This window comes from Rhizorhabdus antheiae, from assembly GCF_049889055.1.
Taxonomy (GTDB): Bacteria; Pseudomonadota; Alphaproteobacteria; order Sphingomonadales; family Sphingomonadaceae; genus Rhizorhabdus.
On sequence record NZ_JBLTWO010000003.1, the window covers coordinates 220,358 to 236,907 of the forward strand.

At 64.8% G+C, this 16,550-nt stretch carries 12 protein-coding genes; 9 read left to right on the forward strand and 3 right to left on the reverse strand.

The genetic code is table 11. The features are described from left to right. Positions 1-4: 4 nt before the first annotated feature. Positions 5-508, reverse strand: coding sequence for a Rid family hydrolase (locus ACNI3R_RS08580; RefSeq protein ID WP_426182007.1), 504 nt, complete (start codon positions 506-508; stop codon positions 5-7). A 353-nt stretch (positions 509-861) separates the two neighbouring features. Here ACNI3R_RS08580 and ACNI3R_RS08585 point away from each other — a divergent pair, with 353 nt between their 5' ends. The 5 genes from ACNI3R_RS08585 to ACNI3R_RS08605 all read left to right on the forward strand — a co-directional run bounded on the left by ACNI3R_RS08585 (position 862) and on the right by ACNI3R_RS08605 (position 7,699). Then, entirely contained in the window at positions 862-3,459 is a 2,598-nt protein-coding gene (locus ACNI3R_RS08585) for a TonB-dependent receptor plug domain-containing protein (RefSeq protein WP_426182009.1), read from the forward strand. A 69-nt stretch (positions 3,460-3,528) separates the two neighbouring features. Beyond that, a complete protein-coding gene (locus ACNI3R_RS08590) occupies positions 3,529-4,011 on the forward strand; it encodes a Rid family hydrolase (RefSeq protein WP_426182012.1) in 483 nt (160 codons plus the stop codon). 37 nt (positions 4,012-4,048) lie between these two features. Then, positions 4,049-5,641 (forward strand): flavin monoamine oxidase family protein, encoded by a 1,593-nt coding sequence (locus tag ACNI3R_RS08595; RefSeq protein ID WP_426182015.1) that lies wholly within the window; start codon positions 4,049-4,051, stop codon positions 5,639-5,641. Continuing rightward, the gene (locus ACNI3R_RS08600; protein ID WP_426182017.1) at positions 5,638-6,081 is read left to right on the forward strand and encodes a c-type cytochrome; all 444 of its coding nucleotides are present in this window, start codon (positions 5,638-5,640) and stop codon (positions 6,079-6,081) included. Before ACNI3R_RS08595 ends, ACNI3R_RS08600 begins: the two co-directional genes overlap by 4 nt. Before the next feature lie 28 nt (positions 6,082-6,109). Then, positions 6,110-7,699, forward strand: a complete 1,590-nt coding sequence (locus tag ACNI3R_RS08605; RefSeq protein ID WP_426182020.1) for a flavin monoamine oxidase family protein — start codon at positions 6,110-6,112, stop codon at positions 7,697-7,699. A gap of 131 nt (positions 7,700-7,830) precedes the next feature. Here the strand turns inward: ACNI3R_RS08605 and ACNI3R_RS08610 are convergent, their stop codons facing one another. Beyond that, complete coding sequence (locus ACNI3R_RS08610; RefSeq protein WP_426182022.1) at positions 7,831-8,139, reverse strand: UrcA family protein; 309 nt, start codon at positions 8,137-8,139, stop codon at positions 7,831-7,833. A gap of 97 nt (positions 8,140-8,236) precedes the next feature. After that, the gene (locus ACNI3R_RS08615; protein WP_426182024.1) at positions 8,237-8,437 is read right to left on the reverse strand and encodes a hypothetical protein; all 201 of its coding nucleotides are present in this window, start codon (positions 8,435-8,437) and stop codon (positions 8,237-8,239) included. 121 nt (positions 8,438-8,558) lie between these two features. On the opposite strand from ACNI3R_RS08615, the gene ACNI3R_RS08620 reads away from it, so the two are divergent. The 4 genes from ACNI3R_RS08620 (at position 8,559) to ACNI3R_RS08635 (ending at position 16,547) form a co-directional block, all read left to right on the forward strand. Beyond that, on the forward strand, positions 8,559-10,526 hold the full coding sequence (locus ACNI3R_RS08620) for a penicillin acylase family protein (RefSeq protein ID WP_426182027.1): 1,968 nt from the start codon (positions 8,559-8,561) through the stop codon (positions 10,524-10,526). Then, the gene (locus ACNI3R_RS08625) at positions 10,504-11,682 is read left to right on the forward strand and encodes an efflux RND transporter periplasmic adaptor subunit (RefSeq protein ID WP_426182029.1); all 1,179 of its coding nucleotides are present in this window, start codon (positions 10,504-10,506) and stop codon (positions 11,680-11,682) included. Before ACNI3R_RS08620 ends, ACNI3R_RS08625 begins: the two co-directional genes overlap by 23 nt. Before the next feature lie 4 nt (positions 11,683-11,686). Beyond that, positions 11,687-14,836, forward strand: a complete 3,150-nt coding sequence (locus tag ACNI3R_RS08630; RefSeq protein ID WP_426182031.1) for an efflux RND transporter permease subunit — start codon at positions 11,687-11,689, stop codon at positions 14,834-14,836. Between the two features lie 142 nt (positions 14,837-14,978). Further along, positions 14,979-16,547: a flavin monoamine oxidase family protein gene (locus ACNI3R_RS08635; RefSeq protein ID WP_426182034.1), complete on the forward strand. Its 1,569-nt coding sequence runs from the start codon at positions 14,979-14,981 to the stop codon at positions 16,545-16,547. Positions 16,548-16,550 lie beyond the last annotated feature (3 nt).

Here is a 16,550-nt window from a genome sequence, read left to right on the forward strand (position 1 = left end):
GCTGTCACTTCGCCTTCTTCGCGGCGATCGCCTCGATCTCGATCAGGAAATAGGGGCCGACCAGCGCGCCGACCTGGAAGGTCGAGCGCGCGACCGTCGTCGGATTCTCGGCGGTGCCGAAGAACATCTTGAAGCCTTCGTTGGCGCCCATGAAGTCGAGCTTGCCGAGTTTGGGGTCGGGGGCCACGAACAGGCTCAGCTTGACCAGATCCTGCATGCTGTAGCCCTGCGACTCCAGGATCGCCTTGATCTTGGTGAGCACGCTGATCGTCTGAGTCTTGGTGTCGCCGAGATCCTCGATGCTCTTGATCTCAGCCATAGACTTGGCGGGATCGATCGGGGAGGGAAGCTGCCCGGAGATGTAGAGCGTCTCCGCACCCGCAGAAACCTTTGCCGCGTCGAGGATCACGGCATTGGGGTTGCTCTTTATCCGCGTGATCTGCGCCTGAGAGGTCGTCGCGAGGCAGGCCGCCATGCAGGCGCCCGCAATCGTCCATGTGCGAGTCAAGATTCGTCCTCCATTGCCGTGAACGCTGCGGAAAGAGCCCCCTCCACCGCTGCTGGGGCGATCATATGCGGGGCAGGCAGCGGGGCCGTACGCAAAACGGCGTATGGGCAATGGGCCGGGCGATGCCCTGTTATCCCCTTAACAAGAGCTTACGAACTTCGATTCGATCTGCTCCGCCGATCCAAGGGGGAAAGGCGGAGCCGGATAATCGCTGCACCAATCGCCGGGACAAGGCGAAGTGAATGACATGCACCGGAGAGGGACGCACCGCCACAGGGGGGAATGAAAAGATGCGTTCTACCAGGAAAATTTCTGTCGCGATTCTTGCGACGACAGCTCTCTCTTCTGTCATCATGAGCGCTCCCGCCCATGCGGAAGTCGAGACGCAACTCGCCGCTGCCGAGGGTGCGGCCGACAAGGAGCCTTCCAGCGAGATCGTCGTCACCGGCTCTCGCGCCGCCGGCCGCATGGTGGCGGAGAGCGCTACCCCGATCCAGCTGGTCAACTCGGAGGCGATCGCCAGGGTCGGTCAGCCCAACCTCAACCAGGCGCTGACCCAGCTCGTCCCGTCCTTCACGGCGCAGACGCAGGGCACCGACATGGCGAGCTTCTCGCTCAGCGCCCGCCTGCGCGGTCTGAGCCCGAACCACACGCTCGTCATGGTCAATGGCAAGCGCCGCCACAACAATGCGATCGTTCAGGTGATCAATGGCGCTTTCGGCGGTTCGGCGGCTCCGAGCATCGACCTGATCCCGCCGGGGTCAGTCTCACGGATCGAAATCCTGCAGGACGGCGCCGCCGCGCAATATGGTACCGACGCTATTGCAGGCGTCATCAACATCATCACGAAGAACAGCACCGATGGCCTGCTGTTTGAAAGCACCGCCGGCGAATTTTATGACGGCGAGGGCCGTACCTATAGCGCCAGCGGCAATTTCGGCATGCCGATCGGTGAGTCCGGTTTCCTCAACCTGACTCTCTTCCATCGTCGCAACGACTATACCACGATCGGTGACGGACAGACGACGGTTCGCAATATCGACGGCTCGACGGTCACGCTGACCGGCGCCAATGTCCGCTTCCAGCCAATCTATAACGCGCTAAACGCGCGTAACGGCACGGCAGAGGTCAACGGCGGCCAGCCCAATTCGCAGCTTAGCGTTGCCTTCTACAACGCCGGTTACGACTTTGGCGATGTCCAGATCTACTCGTTCGGCGACGTCTCCTACCGCCACGGAAAGGCGCTGCAGGGCTATCGTCCGCCGAACCGCATCTGCGTTGCCGGCACTGCGGCATCGCCGACCGACCCGGCCAACTGCTTTGCGCCGACGGTCGCATCTGGCATGGTGCCACTGATCGAAGTGAAGCAGAACGAGTTCCAGTTCACCAGCGGCATCAAGGGCGACTTCTCGGGCTGGGCCTGGGATCTCGGCGGCTCCTATTCGGAGGACCGGGCCGACGTTTACACGACCAACTCGGCCAATGCGAGCCTGTGGGCCGACACGACCCGCGCAGCGCTGGCGTCGGCCTCCACGACGGATCGTGGCTTTACGCCGCGCGATTTCTATGACGGCGGCTTCCAGTTCAACCAGTTCATCGCCACCCTCGACGTGAACAAGCAGTTCGAGGTCGGCATGGCGGAGCCGATGACCTTCGCCTTCGGTGCGGAGTACCGGCGGGAAAGCTACTCGATCTTCTACGGCGACGAAGGATCGCGCTATGTCGAGGGCGGCCAGTCCTTCCCGGGCTTCGGCATCACCGATGCCGGCAAGACCCGCCGCAACGTCAAGGCGATCTACGGCAACTTCATCCTGAAGCCCGTCACCGATCTCGTCGTCGACCTTGCGGGCCGCTTCGAGGATTATAGCGACTTCGGCACCACCACCATCGGCAAGCTGACCGCGCGCTATGATTTCAGCCCGGCCTTCGCGCTGCGCGGTACGGTCAGCACCGGATTCCGTGCTCCGTCGCTGGCGGAATCGGGCTATTCGGCGACCAATGTCGGCCCGACCTCTGCGACGGTGCAGCTGGCGCCGAGCTCCCCGGGTTCGGCGGCTGCCGGATTCGGTGCGTTGCGCCCGGAGAAGTCGACCAACTTCTCGGTCGGCACGGTCATTCGGCCCGCCCCGCGCCTGATATTCAGCCTCGACGCCTATATGATCAAGATCCGCGACCGCATCGTGTCGTCGGGCACGATCATCGGTCAGCGTCAGTCGACGACCGCAGGCGCAGCAGCTGTCCCCGTGCTCACCCCGCTGATCAACGGCATTACGCCGTTCGATCTGGTCAGCGGCGCCATCGCCGCCAGCGGCAAGGCAATCGATCCGACCGTGCTGTTCGGTGGCCAGCTGGCGATCCAGACCTTCACCAACGGTATCAACACCGAGACCAAGGGTGTCGAACTCTCTGCTCGCTACTCGATGGACGTGCCGATCGGCAAGCTCGACCTGACCCTGGGTGCCAATTACAACCACACCAAGGTTACCAAGAACCGGCTGGGCACGCTGTTCGGCCCGCAGGCTGCGGCCATCATCGAAACGTCCAACCCGGACTATAAGGTCGTCGCCAACGCGCTTTTCACCAGCGGTCCGTTCAGCGCCAATCTGCGTGGTACTTACTTCGGCAAGACCACGGTGCTCGTGAACCCGGCTGTCACGGTCGCTTCCGCACCAATTGCGGGCAACCTGTTCCCGGCGGTGGTGAAGGCGGCGGCGCTGGTCGACGCCGAACTCGGCTATGACGTCACCGAATGGGCGAACTTCGCGATCGGCGCACAGAATCTGTTCAACAAGATCCCGGAAACGCCGGGCCTGGTGCCGCTCGCGACCCTGCCGACCAACGGCGTGTCGCCCTACATCAACGGCACGACGACGATCAACGCACCCTACAACCATGGGCCCTACGGCACCAACGGCGGTTACTATTACGCCCGCCTCACCCTGAAATTCTGATCGCTTAGGAGGGGGCGCCTAATCCCCGCGTCCCCTCCGCCCTTCAACGACATCCTCAGGAGACATGCCATGATCCGCACGCTCGCCACGACCGCTGCCCTCGCTCTTGCCCTCGCGGCATCGGGTGCTCAGGCTCAGGTCGAACGGACGTCGGCCAGCCCCACCGCCGTCATCGCAAGCAGCGCGATGGTGCCGCCGGGGACCAAGCTCTTTTTCCTGTCGGGCAGCACCGCCTCGCCCGTTGATCCGGCCAAGCCCGAGGAGTTCGGGGACACCAAGGCGCAGACCCTGTCGATCCTCACCAAGATGAAAGCGCAGCTCGAAAAGCTCGGGCTCGGCATGGGCGACATCGTCAAGATGACCGTGTTTCTCGTCGGCGTACCCGAGCGCGAAGGGCGGATGGACGCCCCGGCGATGAACGAGGTGTTCAAGACCTTCTTCGGCACCCCCGAACAGCCGAACAAGCCGACCCGTTCGACCGTGCAGGTCGCCGCGCTCGGCCGGCCGACCACCCTCGTCGAGATCGAGGCCATTGCCGCCAAGGCACCCTGATCCCTTCTTTCCCGGTTCCGCCCGAAAAGGTAGTTCGATGACAGAGACTTCTTCCGGACCTTCGCGCCGCGATCTCCTGACCATGATCGGTCGGATGGGCGGTGGCGTCGCGCTCTACCAGGCGATGACCGCGCTCGGCCATGCCGCAGAGACCCAGTTCAAGGGGCCGCCCAAGCTGAGTGGCGCGCGGCCGGGGGCCTCGGTGGTCGTGCTGGGCGCGGGGCTTGCCGGAATGCTTGCTGCCTATGAGTTGGCAAAGGCCGGCTACAAGGTGCAGGTCCTCGAATATCAGGACCGCCCGGGCGGGCGGAATTATTCGGTGCGCGGCGGGGACAAGGTGGTCGAGGTCGGCGGATCGGAGCAGACCTGCACCTTCTCGGCCGGCAATTATCTGAACCCCGGCCCGTGGCGCATCCCGCACCATCACCGCACCCTGCTTCATTATTGCAAGGCCTTCGGGGTCGAGCTCGAGCCCTTCGTCCAGATGAACCACAATGTGTTTGTCCATCGTAAGGACGCTTTCGGCGGCAAGCCGCAGCGCTACAAGGAACTTGCGGTCGACTTCAAGGGCCATGTCTCGGAGCTGCTGTCAAAGTCGCTCAACGCGGGTGCGCTCGACGACAAGGTCAGCAAGGAGGACAAGGAAAAGCTCCTGCTGGCGATGCGCGAATGGGGCGTGCTCGACGACAAGCTCGCTTATACCAGCAGCCTGAAGGTGTCGGGCCAGCGCGGCTATGACCAGCCGCCGGGCGGTGGCGTTGGTGGCGCGCCCACGCCGTCCAAGGTCAACGGGCTCAGCGACGTGCTGGCGTCCAATGTCTGGACGCAGATGGGCTTCTACTTCAACTATGTGATGCAGACGACGATGTTCCAGCCCAAGGGCGGCATGGACATGATCGGCAAGGGCTTCGCCAAGCAGCTTGGCACCATGATCCGCTACAATGCCAAGGTGACCAAGGTGGCGCAGGGCGCAAAGGGCGTCACCGTCAGCTGGGAGGATCTGAAGACCGGGCAGGTGAGCGAGACCAAGGCCGACTGGTGCGTCTGCACGATCCCGCTGCCGGTCCTCAGCCAGCTCGACGTTCAGGTCGGCCCCAAGATGAAGGCCGCGATCCGCGCCGTGCCGTATAACGGCCAGCTCAAGATCGGCCTCGAGATGCGCCGGCGCTTCTGGGAAGAAGATTATTCGATCTATGGCGGGCACAGCTTCACCGATCAGGCGATCGGGCTGGTGTCCTATCCGAACAACAATTTCTTCCAGGATGGCCCGGCCGTGCTGGTCGGTGCCTTCGCCAGCAATGCCGGGGCGTTGCAGCTGACCGGCATGACGCCCGAACAGCGGATCGAGGCGGCGCTGGCGCAGGGCTCGGTCTTCCACCCGGCAGAATATCGCAAGGAATATGCGAGCGGCGTCTCCTTCGCCTGGAGCCGCCAGCCCTGGATCCTCGGCTGCACCTCGCGCTGGACCGAGGAAAGTCGCGCAGCGCACTACCAGAATCTGGTCGCGCTCGATGGACGCATCGTCCTCGCCGGCGAACATGCGACCTATTATGGCGGCTGGATGGAGGGCTCGCTGCTCTCCGCGCTCGATGCGATCGAGCGGCTCCACCAGAAGGCCCTCGCTGCATGAGTCTGGAACGGTCGTTCCTCGCAATTGCGGCTAGCTCGGTTGTCGCACTGATCGCGACCGCATCCGCGTCTGCGCAGGATTCTGCCGGCGGGGTCAGCGCGGTGCAGGTCGCGAACGAGGGCAAGCTGGTCTATGAGCAGATCTGTCAGGCCTGCCACATGGCCGATGCCAAGGGCGGCGGCGGCGCGGGGGCGGCAATCCCGGCTCTCGCGAACAACCCCAAGCTCAAGGACAAGGACTATCCGATCACCCTGCTGCTCAAGGGGCGGGGCGGCATGCCCTGGTTCACCGACATGCTGACACCAGAGCAGATGGCGGCGGTGGCGACCTATGTCCGCAGCCATTTCAACAATTACCCCGACCCGGTGACGGTCGAGGACGTCAAGCGCGTCGGCGCGGGCAATGCTGGGGCGGTTCCCGACTGCACGACCTGCAATTGACCGTGGAAATATCGAGGGGGATCGGCCAATGTTGAGCGAACTGGCGCCGCAGACGCGCCGCGAATGGCTGACCATGATCGGCCGCGTCGGTGGCGGCATGGCGATGTATCAGGCCATGACGGCGCTGGGGCATGCGGCCGAAACCCAGTTCACCGGGCCGCCCAAGCTGAGCGGCGCGCGGCCGGGTGCGTCCGTGCTGGTGCTGGGGGCGGGGCTCGCCGGACTGGTGGCGGCCTATGAGCTGTCCAAGGCCGGTTACAAGGTCCAGCTGCTCGAATATCAGGACCGTCCGGGTGGTCGGAACTATACGGTGCGCGGGGGTGACAAGATCGTCGAGGTGGGTGGCGCGACCCAGTCGGTCAATTTCGCGCCCGGCAATTATCTGAACCCGGGGCCTTGGCGCATCCCGCACCATCACCGGACGATCCTCCATTATTGCAAGGCGTTCGGGGTGGAACTCGAGCCGTTCATCCAGATGAACCACAATGTGTTCGTCCACCGGAAGGACGCGTTCGGCGGCAAGCCGCAGCGCTATCGGGAACTCGCGGTCGACTTCAAGGGCCATGTGTCCGAGCTGTTGTCGAAGTCGCTCAACGCGGGCGCTCTCGACACGACATTGGGCAAGGAGGACAAGGAAAAACTCCTCGTCGCGATGCGCGAATGGGGGGTGCTCAATGCCGACCTCGCCTATGACAGCAGCATCGCGGTATCGGCCCAGCGCGGCTATGACCGCGCGCCGGGCGGTGGCGTCGGTGGTGCGCCGACCCCGTCGAAGATCAACAGCCTGGGGGACGTGCTGTCCTCGAAGGTCTGGTCGCAGATGGGCTTCTATTTCAACTATGTGATGCAGACGACGATGTTCCAGCCGAAGGGCGGCATGGACATGATCGGCAAGGCCTTCGCCAAGCAGCTGGGCGAGATGATCCGCTACAACAGCAAGGTCGTGAAGATCGCGCAGGGACCGAAGGGCGTCAGCGTCGGCTGGGAAGATGCGAAGACCGGGCAGAAAGGCGAGGCCAAGGCCGACTGGTGCGTGTGCACGCTGCCGACGAGCATCCTCAACCAGATCGACATCCAGGTGAGCGATCCGAAGAAGGCGGCGATCAAGGCGCTGCCTTATTCGAGCTCGGCCAAGATGGGGCTCGAGATGCGCCGCCGCTTCTGGGAGGAGGATTACTCCATATATGGCGGCCACAGCTTCTCCGACCATCCGTCGATCGGTACGCTGTCCTATCCCAATTTCGACTTCTTCCGTGACGCGCCGGGCATGCTGACGTCGCTGTCGGGTGGCCCGGGCGGCTTCATGATCGCGGGCATGACCCACGAACAGCGCATGGAGGCGGCGCTCGAGCAGGGCTCGCTGTTCCACCCGGAGTTCCGCAAGGAATTTATGAATGGCGCTTCCTTCGCCTGGGCGCGCCAGCCCTGGATCCTTGGCTGTTGCGCGACCTGGACCGAGGCGACGCGCAAGGAGCATTATCAGAATCTGGTGTCGCTCGACGGACGCATCATCCTCGCTGGCGAACATGCCTCCTATTATGGCTGCTGGCAGGAGGGAGCGCTGCTGTCCTCGATCGACGCCATCACCCGACTGCACCAGCGGGCCCTGGCGGCCTAGGATCACCGATGCGCGCCGGATCGAGCGTTGGCCTTGCGGGAGGGGAACCCCCATATGAAGAAGGACCTCCGATACGCGCGTATCGGAGGTCCTTCCTTAGGCTCGAGCCCGTCCGTTCTCGAACGGCAATCTCAGTTCGCTGCGACGCGGACCGAGTTGTTCTCTCCGGCCGAGCGGAGCGCCGCGTCGAGGCTGGCAGTCATCTCGCGACGGCAGCGCCAATCGGGCTGACCATCGCCGCCGACGCGATCTTCGGGCTCGCACATGGCGGCGATTTCCCGCGTCATGCGGTTCCGGAACTGTTCGACCGCGACGGGATCGAGCAGATTGACACCTTCGACCGACGTCTTGAACGACACCGGCTGACGGCCTTCGGCCGAAACGGCGACGGGCAGCGCCAGAAGGCAAGCCGCCGACAGTGCGACAACCAAGTTCTTCATAGCAATTACTCCTGCAAACAATCTTTATCGTTTTGTAATAACGTTATTTTTATTTACGCTGAAAATTTCATCAGGAGCCGTGGGACCGGTCCGGGAATTAATCGACTCTCCCGTTTCCGGAACGTTGGTCCTGTAAAGCGTTCTCTATGCGCTTGTCGCCGACATAGGTCCGCTGGCGCTTCCCGACAAGCCAAATACGTTGCTGCGCCGCAGAAATCCGCCATTTTTTTCGGAAATTACCGGCGATTTCATGCTGCATCGCAGAGGAGGCGGCGATGACGATCCCGCTGTTGCGCAAGCACCCTCCAAGTAAAGGTGTAAGATTTTCTCGCGAAATCAGTATCATCGTCTGTCTGGCCCTCGGTGGGACTGCTCATGCCGCAGGCCGGCACGGCGAAATCCTCTGGGACCGCTACGGCGTGCCCCATATCTATGCGCAGAGCGAGGCTGACGCCTTTCGCGGTTTCGGATGGGCGCAGGCGCACAGCCATGGCGACGTGATCCTGCGGCTCTACGGCCTCGCCCGGGGCCGTGGCGCCGAATATTGGGGCGCCGCGCATGTCGCCGAGGATCGCTGGACCCTGTCGCACGGCATCCCGGAGCGGGCGGCGGAGTGGTATAGGCTGCAGACGCCCGGCTTCCGCGCCGATCTCGACGCTTTCGCGGCCGGCATCAACGCCTATGCGGCGGCCCATCCCGAGGCGCTCGATAGCGAAGTACGGCGCGTGCTGCCGGTCACGGGCACTGACGTGATCGCGCACGCCCTGCGGCTGGTGAACTATGTCTATATTGCGTCCCCCCAGCGGACATTGGGGGAGGAGCCGGCCGGCGGGTCGAATGCCTGGGCGGTGGCACCGGCGCGCTCGGCCAGCGGGCGGGCGATGCTGCTCGCCAATCCGCATCTGCCCTGGGAGCCGGGCCAGTACACCTATTATGAGGCGCAGGTCAGCGCGCCCGGATTCTCAATTTACGGCGCGACGCAGGTCGGCCTGCCGATCATCCGCTTCGCCTTCACCGACAAGATCGGCTTCACCAACACGGTCAACACGATTCAGGGATCGACCAGCTACCGCCTGACCCTGCGCGAGGGCGGCTATCTGTTCGACGGCAAGATCCGCCCCTTCGAGACGCGCGAGCGCGACCTGCTGGTGCGCGAGCCGGATGGCAGGTTGCGAACCGAGCAGCTGACGATCCGCTCGACCGTCCACGGGCCGGCCTTCAGGCTGGCCGACGGCAGCATGGTCGCGGTCCATGTCGCCGGGCTCGACCGGCCGGGCATGCTCCAGCAATATTTCGATATGGCGCGGGCGTCCGGCCTCGACGAGTTTGTCGGGATCCTGCGGCGGATGCAGATACCGATGTTCAACATCGTCTATGCCGACCGCGACGGCCACATATTATACATGGACAATGGCATCTTGCCGCGCCGGGGGCAGGGGGATTTCGCGCAGTGGTCCAAGCCTGTGGCGGGCGACCGTTCCGACACGCTGGTCAGCGCGATCCACAGCTATGACGATCTGCCCAAGGTCATCGACCCGCCGTCGGGCTTCGTCCAGAACGCCAATGATCCCCCCTGGACGCCGACCTGGCCGCAGCCCTATCGCGCGTCGGATTTCCCTGCCTATGTCGCGCCGGCAGGGCCCATGTCGATGCGCGCGCAGATGTCGGTCCGCCAGTTGCGCGGCCCCGGCCGGTTGAGCTTCGACGATCTCGTCGCGCGCAAGCATGACACGACCGCGCTGTTGGCAGGGCGGGTGCTGCCTGCGCTGCTGCCGGCAGCTTTAGGTTCGGCCGATCCGCTCATCCGCAACGCAGGCGCGGTGCTTGCCGCCTGGGATGGCCGCTTCGAGGCGGAGTCCCGGGGGGCGCTGCTGTTCGAGAATTGGGCGCGGCTGTTCATGGGAACGCGCCTTGCCGACGATGCGTCCTTCGCAAGGCGTTGGGACGCGGCGGCCCCGATAGACACCCCCGACGGCATCGCCGACATGGCCGTGGCGCTGCGCCATCTGAAACAGGCAGCCGAGACGACCATCGCCGACCATGGCGCGCTCGATCGCCCCTTCGGCGAGGTGTCGCGCTTTGCGGTCGGCGATGTCGACCGGCCAGGCAATGGCGGTTTCGGCAATCTGGGGGTTTTCCGCACGATCACCTGGGGCCCGCTCCGTAACGGCCGGCGGACGCCGGTCGCGGGCGAGACCTGGGTTGCCATGATCGAGTTCGGCCCCAAGGCGCGCGCCATGGGCGTGATGAGCTACGGCAACAGCAGCCAGCCCGGCTCGTCCCATCGCGGCGATCAGATCGACCTTATTTCCCGCAAGCAACTCCGCACGCTCTGGACCGAGCGCGCGCAAGTAGAGACCAACCTTGAAGCCCGCACCGATTATTGAACCGTCGCACCGTCGCCGCCCGGCCCTGCTGGTCGCGTTCGTCCTGCTGTCGCTCGCCGGCTGCGGCGGACGTGAGCAGCGCGACAAGGGGCCGCCCGAGGTGGGCTACCGGGTGCTCCAATTTCAGGACGTGCCCTATGAGGCCGAACTGCCCGGCCGTACGACCGCCGTCAGGGAGGCCGAGGTCCGCCCGCAGATTACCGGCGTGGTCCGGCGCCGCCTGTTCGAGGAGGGGCAATTCGTCCGCGCGGGGCAGCCGCTCTATGAGATCGATCCGAGCCTCTACCGCGCTGCGGTCCAGCAGGCGTCGGCCAACCTGGCCGCCGCCGAGGCGCTGGCGAAGGCGAGCCGCAAGCGCGCCGACCGGCTGACCCCGCTCGCCTCTGTTCAGGCGGTCTCGCAGCAGGACTTCGATGATGCCGTTGCGACGTCGCAGCAGGCGGCTGCAGCCGTCGCACAGAACCGGGCCGCGCTGGAAACCGCGCGCATCAATCTGCGCTTCACCACAGTCCCGGCGCCGGTATCCGGCATTATCGGCCGGTCGCTGCTGACCGAGGGCGCACTGGTAAGCGTCAACCAGGTCGATCCGATGGCGCGGATCAGCGTGCTCGATCCGATCAATGTCGACATCCAGCAAAATGCGACCGATCTCTTCCGGCTTCGGCGGCTCGCGCTGCGCGGCGGGCAGGGCATGGGCGTGGCCGTGCGGCTGAAGCTCGACGATGGCGAGGTCTATCCCGTTGTCGGGCGGCTGCAGTTCACCGAGGTATCGGTGGCGACGGGAACCAGCACTGTGACCTTGCGGGCGCGCTTTGCCAATTCCGACAATCTGCTGCTGCCCGGAATGTTCGTCCGCGCGATGCTGGAGAAGGGCATCCAGCGGCAGGTCATGCTGGTGCCTCAGAGCGCGCTCGGCCGCGATGCGCAGGGGCGGGCGCAGGTGCTGCTGGTGGGCAAGGGGAACAAGGCCGAACAGAGGTTGGTCACCGCAGAGCGCACCGTAGGCAGCGACTGGGTCGTCACCACCGGCCTGAAACCCGGCGACAAGCTGATCACTCAGGGGCTCGGCAAGGCGCGACCCGATCAGCCCGTGAAGCCGGTGCCCGACACGACGCCGCAACGGCCGAAGCCGGCCAAGGACAAGACGGCGCGCTGACGGCATGTCCCGCTTTTTCATAGCCCGGCCGATCCTGGCCTGCGTCGTCGCGATCATCACCATCCTCGTCGGCGTGGTGGCGCTGACGACGATGTCGATCGAGCAATTTCCGGACATCGCTCCGCCCCAGGTGAACGTCAACGCGACCTATCCGGGCGCGTCGGCGACCACGCTGGAAACCAGCGTGACGCAGGTTATCGAGCAGCAACTGACCGGTATCGACGGGCTGCTCTATTTCAGCGCTACCTCCAGCGCGCAGGGGCAGGTCCAACTTACCGTCGTGTTCGAAAAGGGCACCAATCCCGACATCGCTCAGGTGCAGGTCCAGAACAAGGTCCAGCAGGCGATGGGGCGGCTGCCCCAGGCGGTGCAGGAACAGGGCGTCACCGTCACCAAATCCAATCCCGATCAGCTGTTGATCGCGACCATCTTCGATACCACCGACCGGTCGACCAACATCGACGTGGCCGACTTCATGGTCTCACGGCTGCAGGATCCGATCGGCCGCATCCCCGGTGTCGGCCAGACGACCGTCTTCGGCACCCAATATGCGATGCGCATCTGGCTGGATCCCAACAAGCTGGCGGCCAATGCGTTGATGCCGGGGGATGTGATCCAGGCAGTCGCGTCGCAGAATGTCGAGGTGGCGGCGGGCGTGGTCGGCGGCTTGCCGAGCCCGGCCGGCCAACTGCTCAACGCCACCATCACGGCGCAGTCGCGGCTGACCTCGCCTGAGGAATTCGCGCGGATCGTCGTCAAGTCGTCGGCGGACGGCGCATCGGTGCTGCTGTCGGATGTCGCCCGGATCGAACTGGGGGCCGAGAGCTACAATGTCGTCAGCCGGGTCAACCGGCACCCCGGTGCCGGCATGGGCATCTCGCTCGCCCCCGGTGCCGATGCACTCGTTACCGCGCGGCTGGTGAAGGCCGAGTTCGAGAAGCAGGTGAAGAATTTTCCGCCGGGCTTTTCCTATGCCTATGCCAACGACACCACCGCCTTTCTCGAGAAGTCGGTCGAGGATGTGGTGCACACGCTGTTCGAGGCGGTCGTGCTGGTCGTTCTCGTCATCTTCATCTTCCTGCAGAGCTGGCGCGCGACGCTGATCCCGGCGATCGCGGTTCCGGTCGTCCTGCTGGGTACCTTCGCGGTTCTCGCCATGGTCGGCTATTCGATCAACACGCTCACCCTGTTCGGCATGGTGCTGGCGATCGGCCTGCTGGTCGACGACGCGATCGTGGTGGTCGAGAATGTCGAGCGGCTGATGCACGAAAATCCGGGCATGTCCCCGCGCGAAGCTACGATCCTGTCGATGCAGGAGATACAGGGCGCGCTGGTGGCGATAGCGTTGGTCCTGTCGGCGGTGTTTCTGCCGATGGCCTTCTTCGGGGGATCGACCGGCGTCATCTATCGCCAATTCTCGGTTACGATCGTGTCGGCGATGGCGCTGTCGGTGCTGGTCGCGCTGATCCTCAGTCCCGCGCTCACCTCGACCATCCTCAAGCCGCGTGAAGATGGCGGCGAGGGCACGGGCCGGTTCGCACGGTGGAGCCTCGCCTTTCATCACTGGTTCGAGCCGCGCTTCAACCGACTGGCGGATCGCTATCATGCACGGCTGAGCTGGACGATCGGCCGCCGGCGCGGTGCGATGGTCCTATACGGGGCCATGATCCTTATCCTCGCCCTGCTGTTCGTGCGTCTGCCGACCGGCTTTCTCCCGAGCGAGGACCAGGGGTTCGCACAGCTGCAATATACGTTGCCCTCGGGCGCCACGCTGGAGCGGACCCGCGCCGCCCAGCGGCAGATCGAGGATTATCTGCTCGGTCAGGAGAGCAAGAACATCAAGACGCTGCTGACCGTTGCGGGCGCCGGCAGCGGCGGCAGCGCCAGCGGCCAGAATGCCGGGCGCGGCTTCATGTCGCTCGTCAACTGGGACGACCGCCCCGGCGCGGCGCGCACCGCGAACGCGATTGCCGCGCGCGCTACCCGTGCGCTGGGAGGCTATCGCGATCTGGAGTTTTACGCGATCGTGCCTTCGGTGGTGCGCGGGCTCGGCCAGTCTTCGGGCTTCACCGCCGAATTGCAGAACAGTGGTGGGCTGCCTCGCGACGCCTTCGTCGCCATTCGCGACCAGGTGCTGGCGGAGGCGCGCGCCGATCCGCTGCTGACCAATGTGCGGCTGACCACCTTGCCCGACCAGCCGACGCTGCGCATCACGACCGATAACCAGAAGCTGTCGGCGCTGGGCGTGTCGGTCGCAGACGCCAACGCCACCCTCGCCGCGGCGTGGGGCGGCCGCTACGTCAATGATTTCGTCGACCGCGGACGGGTCAAGCGGGTCTATGTCCAGGCCGATGCACCCTTCCGCTCGCGGCCCGAAGATGTCGGTCTGTGGCAGGTGCGCGGCAATGCGGGGCAGATGGTGCCCTTCTCGGCCTTCGCCGCCATTTCCTGGAATCAGGCGCCGACCTCGCTGAGCCGGTTCAACGGCATCCCCAATTTCGAGATCAACGGCCAGGCGGCACCGGGCTCCAGTTCGGGGCAGGCGATGGCCGCGATCGAGGCGATCATCGCCAAATATCCGGGGGTCTCGCTCGCCTGGGCGGGCGCGTCCTTTCAGGAGCGGCTGGCGGGCGGGCAGTCGGGCATCCTCTACGCCCTCGCGCTGCTGGTAGTGTTTCTATGTCTCGCCGGCCTGTACGAAAGCTGGTCGGTGCCCGTCGCCGTGCTGTTCGTCATTCCGCTGGGGCTGCTCGGTGCGATCCTGGCGGTGTCCTTCCGCGGATTGCAGAACGACGTCTATCTGCAGATCGGGCTGGTGACGACGATGGGGCTCGCCGCCAAGAACGCCATCCTGATGATCGAGTTTGCCGAGCGGTCGGTCCGCGAAGGGCGTGGCGCGGTCGAGGCGGTGCTCGATGCCGCCCGCATCCGCCTGCGGCCGATCCTGATGACCAGCTCGGCCTTCATTTTCGGCGTGCTGCCGCTGGTGGTGGCGACCGGGCCTGGCGCAAACAGCCGCATCGCAATCGGTACGTCGGTCCTGGGCGGGATGCTCTCGGCCACGATCCTCGCGATCTTCTACATCCCGCTGGGTTTCATTCTGGTCCATCAACTCGTGGAACGCTGGCGTGCCCGACGCGGACGGGCGGGCTGAACGACGGTCTCGTCGGACGGCCCGCTCGCAATACGCATGATGGCGTATCAACAGCTTCGGCTTTCCTCCCGAGACTGACCCCACAGAGCGCCTTCCGGTGCCTGATACGGGGAAAATAATGGCCGAAGAGCAAGTCGGGGGCATGACCAAGCGGGACCTGCTGGCGCTGATCGGCAAGGCAGGCGGGGCGTCCGCCATGTATATGGCGATGTCGAGCCTCGGCCACGCCGCGCCGACGCCCTTCAAGGGCCCGATCGATCTGGCCGGCGGCGCGAAAGGGGCGTCGGTTCTGATCCTCGGCGCGGGCGTCGCCGGGATGACGGCGGCGCTGGAGCTTAGCCGTGCGGGCTACAAGGTTCAGGTGCTCGAGTATAACGACCGCATCGGCGGGCGCTGCTGGACGCTCAAGGGCGGCGACACCTACACCGAGCTGGGCGGCGCTACCCAGAAATGCACTTTCGCCTCGGGCAATTACATCAATCCGGGCCCCTGGCGCATCCCCTGGCAACATCGCGGGATCATGCATTATTGCCAGCAGCTGGGCGTCGCGCTCGAGCCGTTCCAGCAGCTCAACTACAACGCCTATCTCCACTCGACCAAGGCCTTCGGCGGCAAGCCGCAGCGCTACAGCACGATCCAGGCCGACTTTTACGGCCATGTCGGCGAGCTGCTCGCCAAGTCGGTGAAGAAGAGCGCGCTGACCGATGAGGTCAGCGCCGAGGACAGCGCGATCCTGCTGGAGGCGCTGAAGAGCTGGGGGGCGCTCGATTCCAGCTATCGCTATGTACAGGGCCCGGAATCTTCGGGCCGGCGCGGATGGAAGAAGAATCCCGGTGGCGGGCTGACGGCCGAGCCGATCCCGTCTGATCCGCTCGACCTGTCGACGGTGCTGAAATCCGGCCTGTGGCGCGGTATCGGCCAGCATCTGACCAACGACCACCAACATGCGATCTTCCAGCCGGTGGGCGGCATGGAGCAGGTCGCCAAGGGCTATGAGCGCGCCGTCGGTCATCTCGTGCGGCTGAACAGCAAGGTGAAGGCGATCCGCCAGTCCGAGAGTGGCGTGACGGTCGACTATGTCGACACGATCAAGGGCGACAAGCTCACGGCCAAGGCCGACTGGTGCATCTGCACGATCCCGCTGTCGATCCTCAGCCAGATCGAGATGAACGTCGGCCCGGATCTGAATGCGGCGATCCATGCCGTGCCCTACCTGCCGGGCCTCAAGACCGGCATCGAGTTCAAACGGCGCTTCTGGGAGCAGGACGAGCAGATCTACGGCGGCATCACCACTACCGATCTTCCGATCGGGCAGATCAGCTATCCCAGTTACAATTACGGCTCGAAGGGGCCGGGTACGCTGCTCGCAGCCTATGCCTATGGCGCCTATGCCTATGAATATACCAGCCTGCCGCCCGAGGAGCGGGTGCGCCGCACGCTCGAATGGGGCGCGCAGATCCACCCGCAATATCGCGAGGAGTTCGTCAGCGGCGTGTCGGTCGGCTGGCACCGCGTGCCCTGGACGCAAGGCTGTTTCGGCATCTGGACCGAGGAAAGTCGCGCCCAGCATTACAAGAATCTGTGCCAGCTCGACGGGCGCATCGTGCTGGCGGGTGAGCATGCTTCCTATGTCGGCGGCTGGCAGGAGGGCGGGATAACCTCCGCGCTCGATGCGATCGGGCGGCTGCATCAGCGCGTTCAGGCGGCGTGAAGG